Below are 20,799 nucleotides of genomic sequence, written 5' to 3' on the forward strand. Positions count from 1 at the left end.
TTGAGGTTTATTGGGTATAGATGTTGAATGGATACCCATCCAAGCTAAAGCAGTACAACAAAAACGCCGTCAACGCGAAAATGATCGCACCTGAAATCATCCCAGCATACTTACCAAGGGCAAGGCTTAATCGTTGTAAGTCCTTAAGGTATAAATAGACAAAAATGCCAGAGATGAAAAACACCATGTGATTTAAAATATTCATATATATTTCAATTGGCTCTGCCTGAACCTTGGCAATGCTTGACGATATGAATACGCACAAAGCCCACAGGGCAACAATGATTTTCTTGTTATTGCTAAATATAAAAACGACAGGGTAAAGCAGATAAAACACCCACTCAATGCTCAGCGACCACCCGGCCCAGACGATGCCATCCTGCATTTTTGGCACAAGATTAAAGAGAAATGTTCCGGACATCAACACTTCAAAAAACGAGGGCAAGTGATTGAAGGCGTGATAAATGATCACTCCTTCAATAAACATGGCGAAGTAAAAAAGCGGCGCAAGCCTGAAGAAGCGCTTTATATAGAAACTTTTAAAGTCACTCTTGTTAAAAAACTCATCATTATAGGCATAAGCGATAGAGAAGGCACTGATAGCGAAAAACAACGTTACGCTTGCAGTAAATTTATTTCCAACCTGAGTAATAACATGGCCAAAATCGATATTTGAAGAGGCGATCAAATGAACAATAATGACAGAAAGTGCGGCGAACCCTCTCAGAATATCAGGGCCATCAATTCTTTCTTTTTTCGTGCTAGGCATGGTTTCTCGCTAATTAAAAAGGATTTCTACGGTTTCAACATAACGTGGGCGATGTATGTTGAATTGACATCCTTTTCATTAGCAATCAATTACAAATCCTTTTCCATGCCCCAAAACAACAACAACTCTTCGACATAATCCTGAATAGTCTTTATCTTAATTGCATTACTGCTTAGCGTGACAATAGATTTATCATCATCTATTAACCTGGAAATCTGGATGCTCAAATCGGCAGAATTGCCAGCTTCAAACAACAATCCATTATGCTGATGAATAATAACTTCAGCGATTCCTGGCAAGTCAGAGCCAATCACCGGACATTTTTCAGCCTGCGCAGAGTAAATGACCAGCGGAGTGTTCTCATACCAAACGGAAGGAACGACCAATGCATCAATCTCAGCCATCACAGCGTTGATTTGATCATTTGGGAAGGTTCCACAAAAACGTATGGCGGGGCTATCTCCAGCCAGGCTAATTAGACGGGCATAATACTCAGGAAACTCATGCGCACTGCCGTAGATCTTTAGAGTGACACTGTCTTTCGGCAACCGCAATACCGCCTCAATAGCAATATGGCAACCTTTATGGGGTGCTAGAGTACCAATGAAACCCAACGCCAGTGGCCGATCACCTCGACGAGTTTTAGGGATTACAGCATGTTCTGAGATATTAATACCAAAAGAGCTATCGTGAATTAAGTTAGGCTCCACACCGTAGCGAATAAACAAATCCTTGATAAAGCTGTTCGGTGCAATAATGCCATCAAGCTTATTTAAGGACGAGATAGTCGTTTCAAGGCGCGATGCCAATGCCCGAATCTCACCACTCATTGGATAATGAATAATCGCATTGTTTTTCGTTAATTTAGTCAACTGATTAAACAAAAGTGTAGGTGTATTATCGATGAGTGAACCAACAATGCCTTTTTTAGCATCGCGAGCAAAATGCTTTACACAGTTACCAGATGTTGCATTTGGTCCGGAACAATATCGTCCTTCACCTAACATTAATTGAGCTGTAGGGCAAATCATCCAAAAATCGGTCGGGGTAAAGAATTGAGCAATGCCTTCGTCAGCAAGATGTTCAATGCAACCAACACCTAAACGATTTAAATGAAAGTGATGAACGATATCCGGCCGAAAATTTTCAATAATGATTTTAAAATAATGTAGCGCAAGTTTATTCTTGTAACCCACGTCAATCATCGATGTCTGATCAAGCATCGGCGTATAAGCATGATGGAAACGATAGACATGGATCCCTTCATAATCATACTCATCAAACCGTTCATCATCCTTCAGTAAGGCATCACCCAGATGTCCGGCATATACATGAACCTGGTGGCCCAAACGCATCAGTTCTTTGGCAACTGATAACGTAAGCACTTCCGTACCGGCCTTATACTCCGGAAAAAACTGATGAACAGTAAGCAAAACACGCATTTAAAATTACTCAATTGTGAAAGGACTTTATTTTTTTAACGAGTTTCTCATCCAGTTAGCCGCTCGCTCCAGCCCTTGCTGCATACTTACTTTAGGCTCCCAACCCAACTCCTGGCACGCAAGTTTGTTACATAACACGCTGATATCAATGTCAAACGAACGACCAGGCTTATAATTGACCTGGATGGGGTGTGGCAAAATACCTCTCATCATTTCAATCAGATCGTTGAGGCTGGTGCCCTGCCCTGAGCTAATGTTAAAACATTCGACAGTACCGTCATAGACAACCGCTTTGGCAAAAGCCTCTGCCACATCACTTACATGGATATAGTCGCGTTGAACGCTACCATCCCCCCAAATTTCAATCGGGATATCTTTCAAACCATGATGTAAAAAGACGCCTACAGCCCCCTGTGCAGTCTCAACACGTTGACGCTCACCATAAGGATTAGCAACGCGCAGTGTCACTGTCTTTAGCCCATGTAATTGACTAAACATGTGGAGGTACTTTTCGATAGCCAGCTTGGTAATACCATAGGAGACAACCGGGTCAGTCGGATGGTTTTCATCAATTGGAATATATTGTGGTTTGCCGTAGACCGTACCACCGGAGGAAATGAAAACAATACGGGATACGCCCTGTTCCACCATCGCATTTAGCATGTGCAGGCTGGGAATAACGTTGGTCTGTACATCATACACAGGATCGTCATTTGAGCTTTTTGGTAGTGTCGTTGACACCAGATGCACGACAACATCCATCTCACGGATGGCATCATTCAGATCGTGAGTATTACTCAGATCACCCGTTACCCACTCGACTTTTTCGTTTGAGGCAAACTCACGATAAGGGGGCACCCGAGGACGTTCAAAAATCCTCAGTTGATGACCATCTTGTAGCAAACGATCACATATTGCTGAACCAATAAATCCGCCACCGCCAAAAACCACAAGTTTCATTTTTACTCCGAAAAAACTAAACAAACAGAAATAGATCTAATAGACGAAGCATTGACGATGCAATGCCTCGTTCACGTTCACCTTCTAGGCAATTAACGATCTTGATAGATATCGAACGTTTCCTTTGCCATGACTTCCGTCGTTCTTAAATACTCGGTTGAAAGCGATAATTTATGCAGCAAATCAGGCTGTTGCAGGATATAAGAGAGCTTGCTGGCCAGGTCATCTGCGTTCCCACGCTTAAAGCTGTAACCATTGACACCTTCAGTCAAGAATTCCGTCATCCCCTCAACGTCAGAGACAACCACTGGAGTATGGGTGGCCAATGAATTTAACAGCACTAAAGGACTATTTTCATACCAGCGGGAGGGGATCACAAACAAATCGATATCACTGAAAATATCAACCATCTGCCCTTGATCAAAGGTGCCCATAAACTCAATGCCAGCGACACCGTTACTGATATTTCTGAGCGTTTCCATATAGCTCACGGACTGGTCGGTCGGCCCATAAATTTTTAATTTCGCACTATTTTCAGGCAGTTGTTTAAATGCCTCAATCAATAAATCAGTACCCTTATGCGGTGCAATCTGACCGATAAAACCAATGACTGGGACATGATCTTTAGCGCGCACAGGTTTAGCTCGGCGATCGATATCAATACCAAACCAGATTTTACGCATAGGAACTTTTATATTATTGTTTTGATACGCTTTTTGTAAAAACGCGGTTGGTGCAACCGCGCCTTTATAATGGGTATTATAAAGGTAGGAAAGCGTATCTGGCCGAGTGACCAGATCTTCAACCAACCCTTGTACTGCAGAGGTTTTAAACATCCCCATATTGCGGGAAGCAACCAGCCCTTTTGCCAAGATATTGGCCATGGCCGGAACTGCGGCCTTCTTCATCAAGCCCGACGCATGCCCCCCCTGCGCAGACTCTTTAAGATAACAGGCAACACAATTACTACGCGATGGCGCAGGCCCTGCACACAGATCACCATCGGCAGCCTCAAGCTTGTTGTTGACACAAAAGCCGAAGAAATCAGTAAATGTGGTATAGGTTGGAATATTTAGCTTCCCGACCACCTCGAGAAGCGCAGCTGTGTGGTTAATCAGATGCGTGACATGCACCACATCTGGCTTTAACTCCAGCAAGATTTCTTCGAGCACATCTCGCATTTCAGGCTGATAGTAGGTTTCTTTAACTCGACTATGCGGGATAGCATTTTTATCAATCGCAATAACTGGGATATCCTGGTAGCTATAGCGGTTGATCAACTGAGGCTGCTTTGCTTCTCCTTGGAATACCGCCGACACCACGGAGACATCATGGCCCCAGGAGCGGTAATGATTAGCTAATCCAAGTGTATAAGTCTCTGTTCCGTAAAAATGATCGGGGAAAAAACAGTGGACAAAAAAAACAATTTTCATAATAGGCCGCTTTATTTTTTGATCATATCCGCATACAGGTGATCATAAGCATCGATCATCGCCTGTATAGAGAAGTTACCTTCCGCTCGCTGCTGGTGCTCTTTACCAAGTTCGGCACGGCGTGCTTCATCATCCAACAAGGTTATCGCAATATCAGCCAACTTATCCGCATCTCTTGCGGGTGCCAGCATAGCTTTGGAATTAACTATTTCGCTAATAGCACCAATATCATAACCGATCACTGGAACGCGCATATTCATCGCAAATGGACTCACCTGCCCAAAACTCTCTTTCCAGACCGGGGCAACAAACAGTGACATACGGCGATAATATTCTGGCAAGGTGCTGTATTCCACATAACCAGTAAACTCGAAGTTATCCTCCACGCCAGCCTCTTTAACTGCTTGCTGGAACGGTGCCAGCAAACTCCCACCACCGACAATCAGGATCTTGGTTTGTGGGCGCTTTTGCACGATGCGGATAAATGGCTCAATCGCGGCTTCATTGAGTTTATCCCCTTCCAGGCGGTAAACCATGCCAACACAATCCTGAGGTACCGCTTCTTCATCTGCGCGCATAAAATGCGAGAAATCAGAGCCGGGATAAACCGTAACATGAGAGTCATTGCTCTGGCCGAAAACATGGCGAACATAATCACTCACATAGACATAACGTTTTACCGCCGGTGACAAGTGTGGGGCTATCGGCGTGTTTATATTTTCAATAACCGGAATATCCAGTTCACGTGCCGCTTCTATCGCTTTCGCATACCAAGGCTCGTCAACGTCGCCCCAATAATGAACATGGATAAAGTCAGGTTTCAAACGCTGGTAATACTCGATAAACGGCATGGTATCTTCAGGGAATCGGCATTCTTCGATATCAACGCCCAAATAGGCAGGCGGATCGGGAATATAGCTGGTAATGATTGACTGCTTATACTCAGCCCCCAGATACTCAATGAGATCAACCACCAGGCGTGAAGACCCACCCGTCATGAAATTGGCAATAACATGCACGATCTTCGGTGCATTCTCTTTGCTTTGCGGTACCAAGACCTGATGACCTTGCTTGGCCTTTTCAGGCTGGCCATCGGTGCTAACTGAGACCACCGGACGCTTGGCAAAACGTACGCGAAGACGGGTAATCAAAGGGGCAAGGTAATGTCGTAAACGCCGAGGTGTAACTAATGAAGTCATCAGATACCCCATATGCAATACTTTTCGCAGGCTGAACGGTTGTGCGGCAACATTCCTCAACCGAATAAGACGTGAATTCAGCTGGCCATTCAGTTGCTGTATGGTGTTTAATTGCTCAACCAGGGCCTGTTCTTTCAACAATAAGGTCTGATTCAAATGAGTGATCACATCATCTTTGGCCATCAGTGTTGAAACCAGATGTTCCGTTTGCTGGTTATTATTATGCAACTCAGAAAGCAACTCATTCATCGCAGCGTCTTTATCTAGCATGGTTTTCCCTAACTCATTTAAATGACTGTCTTTGCTTAATAAAGCTGCGTATATTTCCTCAGCAATTTTTTCTTTAGTGGAAAGAGCTGTCAGCAAGTGTTCAGTTTGCTCACCATTAACAAGCCCTGCAAAACTCACACTGCTGAGAGCACTGTCTTTGTCGTGCAACGACTTGTTAAGGCTGTTGATTTTCCGACCCATGATAGCGTTTTGGGTGCTGGAATTACGTCGTAGCTGCAGCCACCACCAGGGTTTATCCTCGAACGAATCGATATTGACCAAAGCGTAAGCGCAGGTGCTGGCGTAATCAAGAATAGATGATAGCTCCGGCAAGCCAAACTCAACGGGTTCGCTAACGTCCCCTAGGCTCAATTTCCAATCGGCAGATATTGCCTGCTGGGCCAATAAAATACCTTGGCGCCAGTAGTGGCTAGCCTGTGCCTTATCACCACGATTTAACGCGATGACCCCCAATAGCTGACAAGCTTCTACAGTACGATTGGCCAAAAGAGGGCTAAACTCAAGAGGATTGAGCGCGATACATTTTTCAAATGCATCTTTTGCTTTGTCATGGCTGCCAGTTTTTAGCCAAAGTTTACCGATGACAAAATGCAGCGATACTACCCATCTAAACCCATGCGGAGTCATTGGTTGCGCGTTGATATACTCTTCAACCCGACGTTCAAACTGCGTAAGATCTGCGAATGTTACTGCTGGTTTAGTGCTTAATAATTGATAACCGATCACACAGAGTGCAGCACCAGTATCAGCACTGTTGTCATGATTACGTGCGTAAACCTCTTCACACAGTGATAGCAATTTATCCTGATCTTTTAAGCGGTGGCCAATATCAACCATCCCACGGACTAACCATGGATTTTTGTAATCGCGAGCAAATGCTGTGACATTCCATTCTTTATCCGCAAACGTTTTAAATTGCGTTTGCCGATAGGGCACGGCTTCCCCTTCAATGGATGGTTTCATGCCTACTGCCAACCACCATTCTGCTTTTGGAGCTTCATCTACGCTAATATCGCCAGATACTGCATAAAGCTCGCGTTTAGCTGGCACCCACTCTTTGCTGCCAACACCATTCTTATAGTGTGTTGCCGATTGCACGACCAATTGCTCAAATTCATAATGAGCTTTCATTTCATCGCGCAATTTATCCAGGGTATACACATGGAGATGGAACGGGTTCGGATCTTCCCCGGTTTCATCACTCCAGTCATTGGGTACACTAACGATAATTCGCCCTGCTGGGGTCAAAACACGATGAAATTCTGCCAGCAGCGCTTGAGGCTCTGGCACATGCTCCAGCGTTTCAAACGAAATAACCACATCGACCGAGTTATCCGCAATAACTTTTAAGGCTTCTGGCAGCATGCCGACAGCAAAATCCAGGCCCTGTACTCGACTGGAGAAATTGTGACGCGCATAGTGGATCGCATAATCACTGCCATCAATACCCAGCGTCTTGGACGCCATCGTGCCACATTGGATCAGATAACTGCCGTATCCCAAACCACAAGCAGCATCAAGCACAGTATCGCCTGGGCGAACAAAGCTGGCGGCCCATTGATAGCGAGCAATGTGTGCATCGGACCGTTCGCCAGCCTCGCGGGTCATATCCATATGCAAGTCACGTTCTTCTTTTAAAGCCTCCAGAGGGTAACGAGCCAACGCCTCATCGGGAATGCATTCAAGAAGAAGGGTAATCTCTGCACCCTCGCGACCAAGCGCTTCATAATCATTGATCAGGTAGTAAGAGGGATGCTTGCGGAAGCCTGCATCAAAAAACGCCATTTCCCAAGCATTTCTATCCATAGCGGTATAGGGAATATCGGTTTCTGAAGCCGGTGCTGTCCTGATACGTAAATAAACAGAACGACGCGTAACACGGCGGATCTCCTTCAGCCCATCCTTCAATTGCTCAGCGGAGAGATATTCCAAGCTGTAGGTAGCAATAGTGGTATCAAATGAGCGATCGGCGAAAGGGAGTTTATCGATAGAACATTGCTCAAAGCGGTTAGGCATCAAGACATTGCCATGGCGAACCGCCACATCTGACACGTCGACACCATACGCATCCATTCCTAATGAGAGCAGTGACTGAACCAACTCCCCCTTGCCACAACCGAGATCCAGGAACTTGCGGCCACCGCAGGAATTTAAGATTTCTTCCGAAACTTCAAAAGCATTTTCTATATTCTTCATTTTATTCATACTTTTATCATTCCAGTATTCATCAAACATTGTGCTGTGCTCAAAGTTCATTAATTGTGTTCCTGTAATTGACTGACCATACGCAGGTCAACAACGCCCCCAAAATGGTATGATTGAGGTTCACTGGTAACAGTAAAGAATGCAGCCTCATCGATCCAGTGAATCATCCGCTGCTCGGCATAATAAGGTTTACCCTCTTCGGTGATCGAAGCCTGGATTTCATAGAGATTCGGCCCTAACCCGCAGGTAAACTCGAATTTAACTTGAAACTCTTCGTCTTTAACGAAGTGCTTTTCCCAGAAAACTTCACCATCCGTTTTAAGGTGACTACGAATAGCCATATCCTGGTTTAACGTACCCCAGGAATAAATCTTCACGCCCTCTTTGTTTCTAATGCGCAAACCTACATTTAAACGGGTCAGATCGGCATGGGCACGGCAATGCACAACAACGGTAATTGTATCTCTGGGATCAAAATGTGAACAAGGCTCCCCTTTGGCATCCAGAACCGCAACATCTAATACCTCAGCATCCAGATCACCAAATGAGAAGGCTTTCAACCGTTCAGATACCTCAACCTTATCAGTTGAAACATCTGCACCCACCGTTTTTTCCGCTGCAGGTGCCGCCGATTGCTGAACCTGTCTGGCATGCTGGCTTTTTTCTTTTAATCTTGCCGCAACCTGATTCAGGCGCTTCGATTCCAGTTCATGCAGGGATTTGCGATATTCAAGTAGTGCATCGGCCGAGGTGCCTGAAAACTTGATCACGCCATGCTCTAGAAAAATGGCCTTGCTGGTCATCGTCCGCACAGATTCTTGATCGTGGGAGACAAAGAGCAGCGTTGTACCATTGGTACGCAACCTGTCCATTCGCTCAAAACAACGCTTTTGGAACAAGGCATCACCCACGGCTAATGCTTCATCAACAATCAAAATATCCGGTTCGATACACACCTGAACCGCAAAGGCCAGGCGCACCAGCATCCCGCTGGAGTATGTTTTAGTCGGCTGGTCGATAAACTCGCCAATGTCGGCAAAAAGCAGTATCTCATCAAACTTGGCGTTAATCTCTGCGGCAGTCATCCCTAACACAGCAGCGTTCATGTAAACATTTTCGCGGCCGGTGAAGTCAGGGTTAAAACCTGAGCCAAGCTCAAGTAAAGCAGCTATACGGCCCTGTGTTTTGACCGTGCCGGTGGTTGGGCTCAACGTCCCACAAATCAGTTGTAATAAGGTTGACTTGCCGGAACCATTCTGACCGATGATACCAACAGACTCCCCTTTTTTGATGTCGAAGCTGATATCTTTTAACGCCCAAAACTCACGATAAAATGGCTTGGGTTGCTTTCCAACAATCCTTCTGACCCCTGAATGGATAGACTGTTTTAATCTGTCGGAAGGCCGATCGTAGATTTGATAACATTTACTCAGATCTTTAACCTGAATAGCATATTCAGAGCACATCTGCGAACCCCTTACGCGTTTTCTGGAAACAGACAAAACCCAACCAAACAATGGCAAAAGAAGCAAGCCAGTAAATGCCTAACACTTCAAAATCAGGTGTTTTACCCCAATAAAGAATATTTCTGGTTTGCTCAATAACGGTCGTTAAAGGATTCAAGTACATCATTCTTCTAAAATTCTCCGGCAAGATATCGGCTGAATAAAAAACCGGGCTCATAAACATCAATGCCGTTGTCAGCAAACCAATAAACTGGCTGATATCGCGAAGGAAAACCCCCATTGCAGCAAGAAACCAGCTAATACCCAAAGTAATGAGCATTAACGGAACGAGCACCAAAGGAAAATAGAATACCGTTAAATGCGGAATGCCAAAAAAGACACAGTAAGCCGCCAACCAAACGAACAGGCTAATCACTAGCTGAAACAGAGCAGATAACAGCGAAACAACAGGTAAAATCTCAAGTGGATAGACCACTTTTTTGACATAGTTAACGTTACCGATGATTATCTGTGGTGCTTTATTCAAGCATTCGGCAAAAAAGTTGAACACAATAAGACCAGCAAATAACACTAACGCGAACTCCCCCCTAGATGCGCTGCCACCATGCCACTTCGCTTTAAAGATCTCACTAAATACAAAAGTATAGACCGTCAGCATGAAAAGCGGAGTCAGAAGGGACCAGACGATCCCCATCAATGAACCACGATAGCGGCCTTGTACTTCGCGAATAGCCGTGGTTTTAATCAAATACTTGTTACGCCAAACACTTGTCATCATCGCAAGCAGGCTGCTGTAAAAGCGTTGCATTAAGAATACACCTTTAAAAGAATTCACAAATAAGTATGCTGAAGAGAGCAACGGAAAGAACCTAGCCGTAAATATCTATCTCTCGATAAATCTTATCCAAAACCGTTATATTTTTTTAAGTAGCACCAATAGAAAAACACTCAAATTATCAATAGTACTCGGGCGATACAAACGTAATTTACAATAATAAAAAGTTCTAACAAATAAACTGGCACCGTGTACTTTCTTAAACCATTTGAATTTTTTCTTATTCTCGTCCGTTAAGAGAGCGAAGTTATCTTTCAGTGCCACTATATGCGCTGCATTCCATGCTCGGATCTGCCCTTGCAACAACGCCTTTATCTTTGATAGCCTTCTCTTTGAAGCTGAATCAAAACCAATAATATTTGCGGCATGCTGACGATAATCCAAAGTGGGATTATCGTCATAATAAATAACGCCCCCCACACCCGCTATCAGGATATAAATCCACCAATCATGGCTGATAACGTCGACAATACCAGCGTTGCAGATCACATCCCGGGCAGCCTGATTCAGCACCATGGTGTTACCACCGGCTATACTTTGAATCAAAGCATTATTGAACGATGGCTCCCCAGAGAATGATGCTGAATAACCTAAGCTCTCACCTTTGCTATTAATTATATGGGTACGAGAACAATACAAAGCAGGTTTGTCAGCAGGTTGTGTGGCTAGCCATTTGACTGCGCGTTCAAGTTTATCACTGTGCCAAACGTCATCTTGATCAGAGAAAGAGTAATAATCTGCGGCGACGTCATCTCTTGACAATAATGATAGAAAATTGCTGACAAACCCTTGCTGTGGGCCTTTGAAAAAAGTTACGTTCAATTCATTTTCACTGAAGAAACGTGCAATTTTGGCGACAGTGTCATCACTTGAGCCATCGTCTGAGACATAAAGGGCCCAGTTTGGGTAAGTTTGCGATTTAAATGAATCCAGTTGTTCTAATATATACTCACTGCCCTGGAAGGTACCCATTAAGATCGCAACCTTATTATTATCTATAGAAGGTATAGGCATCATATCTCCTCTAGAGAATGAAATAGGTTGGGGTTCACAAACTTAATCATGAGCGACACTGACTCCGTGATTCAAATGACGATCAGAGCTCTAACAACAATCGAGTATATAAAACCCATAAAAAGGGAGTACACTCATAGATTCATTGTATTTACAATGCCAATGATTGTTGTTGGATGCATTTTGGTAAGATTTTGTAACAATCATATAGCTAAACAACCATTTTTAGACACGCTACCGCCCCTGGCGATCGCAACCAGAGTACGTGATAACACTTAACAAGAATATTTTATCTGCAACCGTCAGTTCGTTAGGCGGTTACTGCTGCTTCAGGACAATTTTCCTGACCAAGGTACAGATTAATCTCAAGCAACGAAGTCTACTAAACTGCTTCCTGTTTGACCATTCTCATCGCCTCAATTTGGGCGCGATAAACACAACGCATGCTAACATTTCTACGCAGCGCGCATTTTACCGCTCTTTGACGGAGGGGTTCATCGGAATGTTCTTCAAACACTGTTGGTTGGTTAGTGCGCGTTGTTTGTCAAAAAACCAGCCCCACTTGTTAAAATATAAAATGGCCGATCTGACATGGTAGCAGAACAGGTTCACATTCTTATACGAACCTTTGCCGAAGGAGTGAATAATTGTCGCCCCAGGATAAAAGAGAATATCAGTCAGAGGCAACGCTCGCCGACACAGATCGACGTCCTCTAAGTACATAAAATACCGCTCGTCGAAACCACCCAGCTTCTTCATCAACATCGAGTCCATCAGCATGAAACAGCCTGAAACCGATGGAACGGAAAAAGACTGATTATAGTCAGCGTATTGGACCTCATAGGTGACATCCAACTTTGCGCCCAAACGAGGAAAAAAACGGCGCAGGAAAAGATTGGCAGGTTTGGGAAGCAAGCGACAGCTGTATTGTAAACGGCCATCGTCATAATAAATGCGCGGCGAAACAAACTGGTGCCTGCCATCGCGGGCAAAATGGTAAAGGCGTTCCAATTCACCCTGTGCAAAACTCACATCAGGGTTGCAGATTAAAAAATAATCGCTTTTTTCTAAATACTGCTCCATAGCCAGATTATGGCCGTAACCAAAACCTTTGTTTTGTTCTGTCGCGATGTAACAGATACGCGGGTCGTTCAGCTCAGCAGCCCATGGGGATCCCCCGTTGTCGACCAATACAATCTTTTCAACACACGTCTCGCGTAGCAAGGATGACAGCGTATCTTCCAACTGAGCATGACTATGGTTGAACAACACTATTGATGCAACTATCTGAAATTTTTCTGATTCTAAAGACATGCCGTATGAAGTTCCTAAACCCATCATTCTGACCATGGCTCGCTACCAGGCAGGTCGGACGGTGGTTGCACTCAACATTTGCCAACACAGGGTAAAAATGAAAACCCAATGAGTATTACGCCTAGGGATAACCTTATCTCTCTAACTTTGCCCAGCTAAAAGCGCACGGCTGCAACAAAAGCTGGGAGTTATCCTGGCACTAACTTGTCAATCACTGCCATTTGAAAACTTTGCTTGCAATGGCTCCCACACCAAGGTCTCAGATCAAATACGTTAGCGTTCACCATTCATTTTTTTAGCCCGTATTCTCAACCAAATGCCACCCTTCTACTATGGTAATTATCTGATTTTCGTCCCTAAGCGAAGGCTCCAAAGGGTAGCACAATTAATCAAAATATCCGACCCTACTCGGCAGAGTTATTACACTACCTACGGTGACACAACACAAAAAAACAAGCGTAACACTTTGTTATATAATGATTTTATTAAAATTAACCACTAAATCGAATGGGCATTTTTTAACCAGGAAACAATCAAAAATGTTCTATTGGGCGGCTTCCTTGGCCTGAGAAAACGACGCACAACGATGGCAAATACTCTTGCCTTTTTCTCTTTGGCCATCTTGATTTCTTGCAATGAGACTAATCCCAATAATGAAAGTACAGGATATTTCCTCGTATCACGGAAGCGCTGGTACAAGCGCCCATAAAACAAAAAAAGCCATACAGACTCACCATTGCTGAAACTTATCCATTTCAACGATAGTGAGTCTGGATGGCTATATAGTTATGGTGGCGTTATGAATTCTGGCAATGAGCAATAACGAACTGAAGTTGTTCTTGCCACGGCGACAGCACTACCCCCTCATTTTGAATCTTTTCACAATTCAAAACCGAATACTTCGGCCTCTTTGCCGGGGTTGGGTACTGCTCAGTAGTAATCCCCTCCACCGTGGGTATCTGTTCCAAGACTCCCTGATGTAGGGCTGAAGAGAAGATAATCTCGGCAAACTCATTCCAGGCAACTTCGCTGTCACCGCAGAAGTGATAAATGCCACCTGGAGCCTCTTTTTGCAACAGCGTGATCACTGCGGAAGCAATGTCACCTGCGTAAGTAGGACAACCGCGCTGATCGGCAACAATACCTAACCGATCCCGCCCTTGTGCCAACCGCAGCATGGTTTTTACAAAATTATTGCCATACTCGCTAAAGACCCAGGCGGTACGAATGATCAACGCCTCTGGCTGCGCTTGGCTAACGGCGAGTTCACCATTCAGTTTAGTCTGACCATATACGCCTAGCGGATTGGTTGGGGCGTTTTCAAGGTAGGGTGTTGTTGCATCACCATCAAAAACATAATCCGTTGAAACATGAACCAGACGCGCGCCAACATCCTTAGCCGCAGTAGCCAGATTTTTGGGCCCAATCTCATTGATCAATGCCGCTACATCACACTCAATCTCAGCTTTATCTACTGCCGTATAGGCTGCCGCATTAACAATAAAGTCTGGCTGAAATGTTGCAGCGGCACGCTTGACTTGCTCAAGATCGGTAATATCCAGCGTTTCAGAATCGGTAGCCAGAATATCCCAACCGGCAGGACAACGATCGCTGAAGCAACGACCTAGTTGCCCATTGGCTCCGGTAAGTAAAAGCTTCATTGTGCCAGCTCCTTCAGTAGCTTGCCGAGCTTATCCTTTTCAGACAGCAATGGGTTGGCTATCGGCCATTCAATCCCAACGGCTGGATCGTTCCACAGTAGGCAACCTTCTTCTGCAGGATTGTAATAATCCGTGCACTTATATTCAAAATCAGCAGTGTCGGAGAGCACAACAAAACCATGCGCCAAACCTGGCGGCAACCAGAACTGCAGCTTATTTTCTTCCGAAAGCGTCACACCTTCCCAAGCGCCGTATGTCGGTGAGTCTGGGCGAATATCGACAACCACGTCGAAGACTTCGCCGCGCACGACACGCACCAGCTTGCCTTGTGGGTTTACCTTTTGAAAATGCAGGCCACGTAGTACCCCACGTGAAGAACGCGAATGGTTATCCTGAACAAAGTCCAGGTCGATATCTAACATCTCCTGATAACGTTTCTTTTCGAACGTCTCCAGGAAAAAGCCCCGTGCATCGCCAAATACCTTGGGTTGAATGATCTTCACACCATCGATTTTGGTATCCGTGACTTGCATTCTATTTCTCCAGACTCAGTTGCAATAAATACTGCCCGTACAAGGTCTTGCTAAGCAATTTGGCTTCAGCCTCAACTTGCTCACGAGTCAACCACCCTTTGCGGTAAGCGATCTCTTCCAGACAAGCGACCTTGAACCCTTGGCGATTTTCTATCGTATGCACAAACTGGGAAGCTTCGATCAAGCTATCGTGAGTACCCGTATCCAGCCACGCAAAGCCACGCCCAAGCAGCTCAACGTTAAGTGCCCCTTTCTCCAGATACATCTGGTTAAGCGTAGTGATCTCTAGTTCACCACGAGACGATGGCTTGACCTGTTTGGCCATCTCAACAACGTGATGATCATAGAAGTAAAGCCCAGTGACTGCCCAATTAGATTTAGGCTTTGCTGGCTTCTCTTCCAGAGATAATGCGTGGAAATCATCATCAAACTCAACCACACCAAAACGCTCAGGATCCATAACCTGATAGCCAAATACAGTAGCCCCTTGGTTGCGTTCAACAACAGACGTCAGTTTCTTGCCAAAACTCTGGCCAAAGAAAATATTGTCCCCTAATACCAGGGCACAACTATCCCCATTGATGAACTCTTCCCCAATCAGGAATGCTTGCGCCAATCCATCTGGACTAGGCTGGATCGCGTAGCTTAAGGTGATGCCAAAACGACTGCCATCGCCGAGTAACCGTTTGAATGACGGGAGATCCTCAGGCGTAGAGATAATCAGAATGTCGCGGATCCCCGCCAGCATCAATACTGAAAGCGGATAATAAATCATCGGCTTATCGTAGATCGGCAAGAGCTGCTTTGAAACACCACGAGTAATTGGGTAGAGACGCGTACCAGACCCACCCGCTAAAACAATACCTTTCATTTTCACACCTTTGATTAGCGGGTTAATCCCAAACGTTCGCCTGCATAGGAACCATCTTTCACACGTTGCCACCAGGTTTGGTTGGCCAAATACCATTCAACAGTTTTTCTGATACCACTTTCAAAGGTTTCCTGCGGTTTCCAGCCCAGTTCACGATCAATTTTTGAGGCATCAATTGCATAGCGCATGTCATGACCAGGGCGATCGGTAACAAAGGTGATCAAGTCTGCATAATTGGCCAGATTACCGGGCTTTTTCGGCACCAACTCGTCCAGTAAACGACAGATCGTTTGCACGACTTCAATATTTTTACGCTCGTTGTGGCCGCCAATGTTGTAGGTTTCACCGACTTCACCTTCACAGACGACTTTATACAAGGCCCGCGCGTGATCCTCCACATATAGCCAGTCGCGCACTTGAGTACCGTTGCCATAAATCGGCAACGCTTTACCTTCAAGGGCATTAAGAATGGTTAGCGGTATCAGTTTTTCCGGGAAATGATATGGGCCGTAGTTGTTGGAACAGTTGGTTACGATAGTTGGCAACCCATAGGTACGCAACCAGGCTCTGACAAGATGATCGCTTGAAGCTTTAGAGGCAGAGTAAGGACTGCTTGGTGCATAAGGCGTGGTTTCGGTGAACAGGTCATCAGTTCCATGCAGATCGCCGTACACTTCATCAGTCGAAATATGGTGGAAACGGAAGGCTTTTTTGCCTGTTTCACCCAAAGTTTGCCAATACTGACGTGCCGCCTCTAACAGAGTATAAGTACCGACAATGTTGGTTTCGATAAATGCAGCAGGACCATCGATAGAGCGATCAACATGGCTCTCAGCGGCCAAGTGCATCACCGCATCAGGTTGAAACTCGGCAAGGACGCGGTCCAGCTCTGGACGATTGCAGATATCTACATGTGCAAACTGGTAACGGTCGCTTTGTGCAATCGTGACTAAAGATTCGAGATTACCTGCGTAAGTCAGGCTATCTAGGATCAGGATTTGATCTTGGGTGTCGTTGATGATGTGCCGTGCAACGGCAGAACCAATGAAACCAGCAGCACCGGTAATAATAATCTTCATATAACCCTCTAAACCACAAAATGTGGCACACAAATGGTCAGCCACCCACGTCTGTGATTTCAATGCAAACAAACATCATCTACCAATAACGTTGCCTACAATTCAGTTTAAACGAAACCACTTAAAAATCAGTAAAATACCGCGCCCCTATATCAAAGAAGCGCGATATTCTACTCGAAGCCCCCACCTTCTACCATCGGAATGCAGGTAATAATAGCGGGAAATTCCTTTTCAAGAACGATACCCCTGCGGATTTTTGCTTTGCCAGTTCCAGGTATCACGCATCATGGCATCGATACCCCGTGAAACCTCCCAGCCTAGTTCTTTCCTGGCCAATTCAGCGTCGGCCCAGAATGCAGGAAGATCACCATCGCGACGTGGCAAAATCTGGTAAGGGATCTTGACACCGGCTGCGTTCTCAAAGGCTTTGATCATTTCCAGCACTGAGAATCCAACACCAGCTCCCAGGTTGTAAGCTTTAAACCCTGCGACTTTTTTCAGATGATCCATTGCCATCAAATGACCTTCTGCCAAGTCCATCACGTGGATGTAGTCACGCACACCAGTACCATCTTCCGTCGGATAGTCGCCACCGAATACACCTAGTTTTTCCAGTTTACCAATGGCGACCTGAGAGATGTAAGGCAGCAGATTGTTAGGGATGCCGTTCGGGTCTTCACCAATCAGGCCAGACTCATGAGCACCAACCGGGTTGAAATAGCGTAAAGCGATAATTGAGAACTGCGGCTCGGCCTTAGCGAAGTCCTGCAGGATCTGCTCGACCATCAGTTTAGATGTGCCGTACGGGCTAGTCGTACCGCCAATTGGCGTGGTCTCAACATAAGGTACTGGGGAGTTAGCCCCATAAACAGTGGCCGAGGAACTGAAGATAAACTGGTGAACTCCGGCACGACGCATCTCATCCAACAGCACCAGCGTGCCGGAGACGTTGTTCTGATAATACTCTAGCGGTTTGCGGGTCGACTCCCCTACCGCTTTCAAGCCAGCGAAGTGGATCACCGAAGAGATGCTATGACCATCAAAGATACGGTTCAGACACTCCGAATCTTGAATGTCGCCTTGGTAGAAGGTGGCTGCTTTGCCTGTCAGTTGTTCCACTCGGTGCAGTGACTCTTCGGATGAGTTCGAGAGGTTGTCTAGAACCACAACCTCCTCTCCACGTTCCAGCAAGGCGAGAACGGTGTGGGAGCCGATATAGCCGGCTCCGCCAGTGACTAGAATTGCCATTTGAACTCCTTGCATGCGCTAGATACGTTGAAAATGAAGATTTTGAGTCCTCATTCTAACCTTCTGGTCAGCAAGAGTATTTAGGCAGAGTATAAATTTCGTTTAAAAAAAAGGCCGCATCTCTGCAGCCTTCCCGTAATCTCTCGCTTCAAACCCGTACCACATGCCCAGCGCACCTCTTTCAGTTGCACAAGACCATAATGAGATTAACGGTTGCCAGGTCTAACGGTAAAAATCTCATCGATCCTATCCTTCCAAGGCGACAAGGTGACGCCTTGGCTTTGTATCTTCTCGCAGTTAAGCACGGAATACTTAGGCCTCTTCGCAGGCGTTGGATACTGAGCCGTTGTGATACCATTAACTAGCGGAGCCTTAGCTAAAATGCCATGTCTGATTGCAGATGAAAAAATAGCTTCAGCAAACTCATTCCAGGCAACAGTTTCATCACCACAGAAATGATAGATCCCACCGGCTGCCTTTCCCTGCAACAGCACGATAATTGCCTGAGCAATATCGCCCGCATAAGTAGGGCAACCGAACTGGTCAGACACAACCCCTAAGGTATCCCGATCCTGCGCAAGCCTTAACATAGTTTTAACAAAGTTATTTCCGTACTCACTAAAAACCCATGCCGTACGAATAATCAATGCATCTGGTTGATGGCTGCAAACCGCAATTTCGCCATCCAGTTTAGTTTTACCGTACACCCCTAGCGGACTTGTCGTTGCCGTTTCGATGTAGGGGGTATGCGCTTCACCATCAAAAACGTAATCAGTGGAAACGTGAACCAAACGAGCTCCAACTTCATTAGCTGCAAGAGCCAGGTTTTTCGGTCCAATTTCGTTAATCAGCGCAGCAATTTCACTCTCATTTTCTGCTTTATCAACCGCAGTATAAGCCGCAGCATTCACAATCGCATCTGGTTGATATTTGGCTACCGCACTCATCACTTCGTTAAGGTCAGTAATGTCGAGGACATCGGCATCGGTTGCCCATACGTTCCACCCAGCAGGTAAGCGATCCTGAAAACAATTCCCAAGTTGGCCGTTTGCCCCAGTTAGTAATATCCTCATAGATCCAAATCCTTAAATAGCTTGCCTATTTTGTCTTTATCAGACAGTAATGGATTGTTGAGCGGCCATTCAATACCGATCTGCGGGTCATTCCATAACAAACAGCCTTCATGCACGGGATCATAATAATCTGTGCATTTATATTCGAAATCTGCAACATCAGAGAGCACAACAAAACCATGAGCCAAGCCCGGTGGAACCCAGAACTGAGTTTTGTTTTCTTCGGATAGGTTAATCCCCTCCCAAGCACCGTAAGTTGGAGAGCCGGGACGAATATCAACCGCGACGTCAAACACTTCGCCACGAACAACTCGAACCAGTTTGCCCTGAGGATTTAACTTTTGGAAATGCAGACCGCGTAATACACCACGTGCAGAGCGCGAATGATTATCCTGTACAAAATCAAGGTCAATATCCAACATTTCTTGGTAACGTTTTTTTTCAAACGTTTCTAGAAAAAAACCGCGTGCATCACCAAACACTTTAGGCTGGATGATCTTCACACCATCAATTTTTGTATTTATTACCTGCATCTTATAGCTCCCCAATCAGATGTGACAAATACTGGCCGTAAAGTGTTTTGCCAAGTAACTTGGCCTCTTCTGCAACTTGCTCACGAGAAAGCCAGTTCTTACGGAAAGCGATCTCCTCTAGGCAAGCAACTTTGAAACCCTGGCGCTTTTCGATGGTATGAATAAATTGTGACGCCTCTACCAGGCTGTCATGAGTACCCGTATCTAGCCAAGCGAAACCACGGCCCAGCAACTCAACATCTAGTTTACCTGCATCCAGATACATTTGATTTAGAGTAGTAATCTCTAACTCTCCACGATAAGACGGCTTGACCTGCTTGGCCATTTCAACTACGTCTCTATCGTAAAAATATAAACCTGTCACGGCCCAGTTAGACTTAGGTACTGCGGGTTTCTCTTCAAGAGACAATGCACGGAAATTGTCATCAAACTCAACCACGCCAAAACGTTCCGGATCCATTACCTGATAGCCGAACACCGTAGCACCCGAATTTTTTTCAACTACGTTTTCTAATTTTTTACCAAAACTTTGGCCAAAATAAATATTATCCCCAAGTACTAACGCACAGCGATCACCATTGATGAACTCCTCACCAATCAGGAAGGCTTGTGCCAATCCATCTGGACTTGGCTGGATCGCATAACTCAGATTGATACCAAAGCGGCTGCCATCTCCCAGTAAGCGTTTGAATGAAGGCATATCCTCTGGGGTCGATATAATCAGAATATCGCGAATTCCGGCCAGCATGAGCACCGAGATCGGATAGTAAACCATCGGTTTATCATAAATAGGCAGCAGTTGCTTGGAAACACCACGCGTAATAGGATACAGCCGAGTGCCTGAACCACCCGCGAGTACAATTCCTTTCATTT

General features: G+C 45.4%; 17 protein-coding genes. All 17 read right to left on the bottom strand.

Annotated elements, in window-relative coordinates; all coding sequences use genetic code 11:
- Positions 1-7: 7 nt before the first annotated feature.
- The 17 genes from U869_RS30065 to rfbA (U869_RS0115745) all read right to left on the bottom strand — a co-directional run bounded on the left by U869_RS30065 (position 8) and on the right by rfbA (U869_RS0115745) (position 20,797).
- Complete coding sequence (locus U869_RS30065) at positions 8-769, bottom strand: acyltransferase (protein ID WP_025119477.1); 762 nt, start codon at positions 767-769, stop codon at positions 8-10.
- 89 nt (positions 770-858) lie between these two features.
- Positions 859-2,211, bottom strand: a complete 1,353-nt coding sequence (locus U869_RS0115670) for a glycosyltransferase (RefSeq protein WP_025119478.1) — start codon at positions 2,209-2,211, stop codon at positions 859-861.
- Between the two features lie 27 nt (positions 2,212-2,238).
- Positions 2,239-3,171, bottom strand: a complete 933-nt coding sequence (locus U869_RS0115675) for an NAD-dependent epimerase/dehydratase family protein (RefSeq protein ID WP_025119479.1) — start codon at positions 3,169-3,171, stop codon at positions 2,239-2,241.
- A gap of 92 nt (positions 3,172-3,263) precedes the next feature.
- Positions 3,264-4,604 (bottom strand): glycosyltransferase family 4 protein, encoded by a 1,341-nt coding sequence (locus U869_RS0115680; protein WP_025119480.1) that lies wholly within the window; start codon positions 4,602-4,604, stop codon positions 3,264-3,266.
- 11 nt (positions 4,605-4,615) lie between these two features.
- Entirely contained in the window at positions 4,616-8,350 is a 3,735-nt protein-coding gene (locus U869_RS0115685; RefSeq protein WP_025119481.1) for a methyltransferase domain-containing protein, read from the bottom strand.
- Complete coding sequence (locus U869_RS0115690; protein WP_025119482.1) at positions 8,350-9,765, bottom strand: ABC transporter ATP-binding protein; 1,416 nt, start codon at positions 9,763-9,765, stop codon at positions 8,350-8,352. Before U869_RS0115690 ends, U869_RS0115685 begins: the two co-directional genes overlap by 1 nt.
- Complete coding sequence (locus tag U869_RS0115695; protein ID WP_025119483.1) at positions 9,755-10,573, bottom strand: ABC transporter permease; 819 nt, start codon at positions 10,571-10,573, stop codon at positions 9,755-9,757. Before U869_RS0115695 ends, U869_RS0115690 begins: the two co-directional genes overlap by 11 nt.
- Positions 10,574-10,678: 105 nt before the next feature.
- A complete protein-coding gene (locus U869_RS0115700) occupies positions 10,679-11,614 on the bottom strand; it encodes a glycosyltransferase family 2 protein (RefSeq protein WP_029987238.1) in 936 nt (311 codons plus the stop codon).
- A 471-nt stretch (positions 11,615-12,085) separates the two neighbouring features.
- Positions 12,086-12,964, bottom strand: coding sequence for a glycosyltransferase (locus U869_RS0115705; RefSeq protein WP_232785367.1), 879 nt, complete (start codon positions 12,962-12,964; stop codon positions 12,086-12,088).
- A 761-nt stretch (positions 12,965-13,725) separates the two neighbouring features.
- Entirely contained in the window at positions 13,726-14,589 is an 864-nt protein-coding gene (gene rfbD / locus U869_RS0115710) for a dTDP-4-dehydrorhamnose reductase (protein WP_025119486.1), read from the bottom strand.
- Positions 14,586-15,122, bottom strand: a complete 537-nt coding sequence (rfbC, locus tag U869_RS0115715; RefSeq protein ID WP_025119487.1) for a dTDP-4-dehydrorhamnose 3,5-epimerase — start codon at positions 15,120-15,122, stop codon at positions 14,586-14,588. The genes rfbD (U869_RS0115710) and rfbC (U869_RS0115715) overlap by 4 nt, the downstream gene beginning before the upstream one ends.
- A gap of 1 nt (position 15,123) precedes the next feature.
- Entirely contained in the window at positions 15,124-15,993 is an 870-nt protein-coding gene (gene rfbA, locus U869_RS0115720) for a glucose-1-phosphate thymidylyltransferase RfbA (protein WP_025119488.1), read from the bottom strand.
- A 14-nt stretch (positions 15,994-16,007) separates the two neighbouring features.
- On the bottom strand, positions 16,008-17,072 hold the full coding sequence (gene rffG, locus U869_RS0115725; RefSeq protein WP_025119489.1) for a dTDP-glucose 4,6-dehydratase: 1,065 nt from the start codon (positions 17,070-17,072) through the stop codon (positions 16,008-16,010).
- Between the two features lie 231 nt (positions 17,073-17,303).
- The gene (gene galE / locus U869_RS0115730) at positions 17,304-18,320 is read right to left on the bottom strand and encodes a UDP-glucose 4-epimerase GalE (protein WP_025119490.1); all 1,017 of its coding nucleotides are present in this window, start codon (positions 18,318-18,320) and stop codon (positions 17,304-17,306) included.
- Between the two features lie 206 nt (positions 18,321-18,526).
- On the bottom strand, positions 18,527-19,393 hold the full coding sequence (gene rfbD, locus U869_RS0115735) for a dTDP-4-dehydrorhamnose reductase (protein WP_025119491.1): 867 nt from the start codon (positions 19,391-19,393) through the stop codon (positions 18,527-18,529).
- Positions 19,390-19,926, bottom strand: coding sequence for a dTDP-4-dehydrorhamnose 3,5-epimerase (gene rfbC / locus U869_RS0115740; protein WP_025119492.1), 537 nt, complete (start codon positions 19,924-19,926; stop codon positions 19,390-19,392). Before rfbC (U869_RS0115740) ends, rfbD (U869_RS0115735) begins: the two co-directional genes overlap by 4 nt.
- A gap of 1 nt (position 19,927) precedes the next feature.
- A complete protein-coding gene (rfbA, locus tag U869_RS0115745) occupies positions 19,928-20,797 on the bottom strand; it encodes a glucose-1-phosphate thymidylyltransferase RfbA (RefSeq protein ID WP_025119493.1) in 870 nt (289 codons plus the stop codon).
- Between the last annotated feature and the right edge of the window lie 2 nt (positions 20,798-20,799).

The organism is Serratia sp. H1w (genome assembly GCF_000633355.1).
Lineage (GTDB): Bacteria > Pseudomonadota > Gammaproteobacteria > Enterobacterales > Enterobacteriaceae > Chania.

Excerpts from the sequence above, each read along its gene's own strand:
- rfbD (WP_025119491.1), bottom strand. The coding sequence starts at position 19,393 with ATGAGGATATTACTAACTGGGGCAAACGGCCAACTTGGGAATTGTTTT.
- U869_RS0115670 (WP_025119478.1), bottom strand. The coding sequence starts at position 2,211 with ATGCGTGTTTTGCTTACTGTTCATCAGTTTTTTCCGGAGTATAAGGCC.
- rfbA (WP_025119493.1), bottom strand. The coding sequence starts at position 20,797 with ATGAAAGGAATTGTACTCGCGGGTGGTTCAGGCACTCGGCTGTATCCT.
- U869_RS0115680 (WP_025119480.1), bottom strand. The coding sequence starts at position 4,604 with ATGAAAATTGTTTTTTTTGTCCACTGTTTTTTCCCCGATCATTTTTAC.
- U869_RS30065 (WP_025119477.1), bottom strand. The coding sequence starts at position 769 with ATGCCTAGCACGAAAAAAGAAAGAATTGATGGCCCTGATATTCTGAGA.
- U869_RS0115695 (WP_025119483.1), bottom strand. The coding sequence starts at position 10,573 with ATGCAACGCTTTTACAGCAGCCTGCTTGCGATGATGACAAGTGTTTGG.
- rfbD (WP_025119486.1), bottom strand. The coding sequence starts at position 14,589 with ATGAAGCTTTTACTTACCGGAGCCAATGGGCAACTAGGTCGTTGCTTC.
- rfbA (WP_025119488.1), bottom strand. The coding sequence starts at position 15,993 with ATGAAAGGTATTGTTTTAGCGGGTGGGTCTGGTACGCGTCTCTACCCA.
- rfbC (WP_025119487.1), bottom strand. The coding sequence starts at position 15,122 with ATGCAAGTCACGGATACCAAAATCGATGGTGTGAAGATCATTCAACCC.
- U869_RS0115700 (WP_029987238.1), bottom strand. The coding sequence starts at position 11,614 with ATGCCTATACCTTCTATAGATAATAATAAGGTTGCGATCTTAATGGGT.
- U869_RS0115690 (WP_025119482.1), bottom strand. The coding sequence starts at position 9,765 with ATGTGCTCTGAATATGCTATTCAGGTTAAAGATCTGAGTAAATGTTAT.
- U869_RS0115705 (WP_232785367.1), bottom strand. The coding sequence starts at position 12,964 with ATGGTCAGAATGATGGGTTTAGGAACTTCATACGGCATGTCTTTAGAA.
- galE (WP_025119490.1), bottom strand. The coding sequence starts at position 18,320 with ATGGCAATTCTAGTCACTGGCGGAGCCGGCTATATCGGCTCCCACACC.
- U869_RS0115675 (WP_025119479.1), bottom strand. The coding sequence starts at position 3,171 with ATGAAACTTGTGGTTTTTGGCGGTGGCGGATTTATTGGTTCAGCAATA.
- rffG (WP_025119489.1), bottom strand. The coding sequence starts at position 17,072 with ATGAAGATTATTATTACCGGTGCTGCTGGTTTCATTGGTTCTGCCGTT.
- U869_RS0115685 (WP_025119481.1), bottom strand. The coding sequence starts at position 8,350 with ATGAACTTTGAGCACAGCACAATGTTTGATGAATACTGGAATGATAAA.
- rfbC (WP_025119492.1), bottom strand. The coding sequence starts at position 19,926 with ATGCAGGTAATAAATACAAAAATTGATGGTGTGAAGATCATCCAGCCT.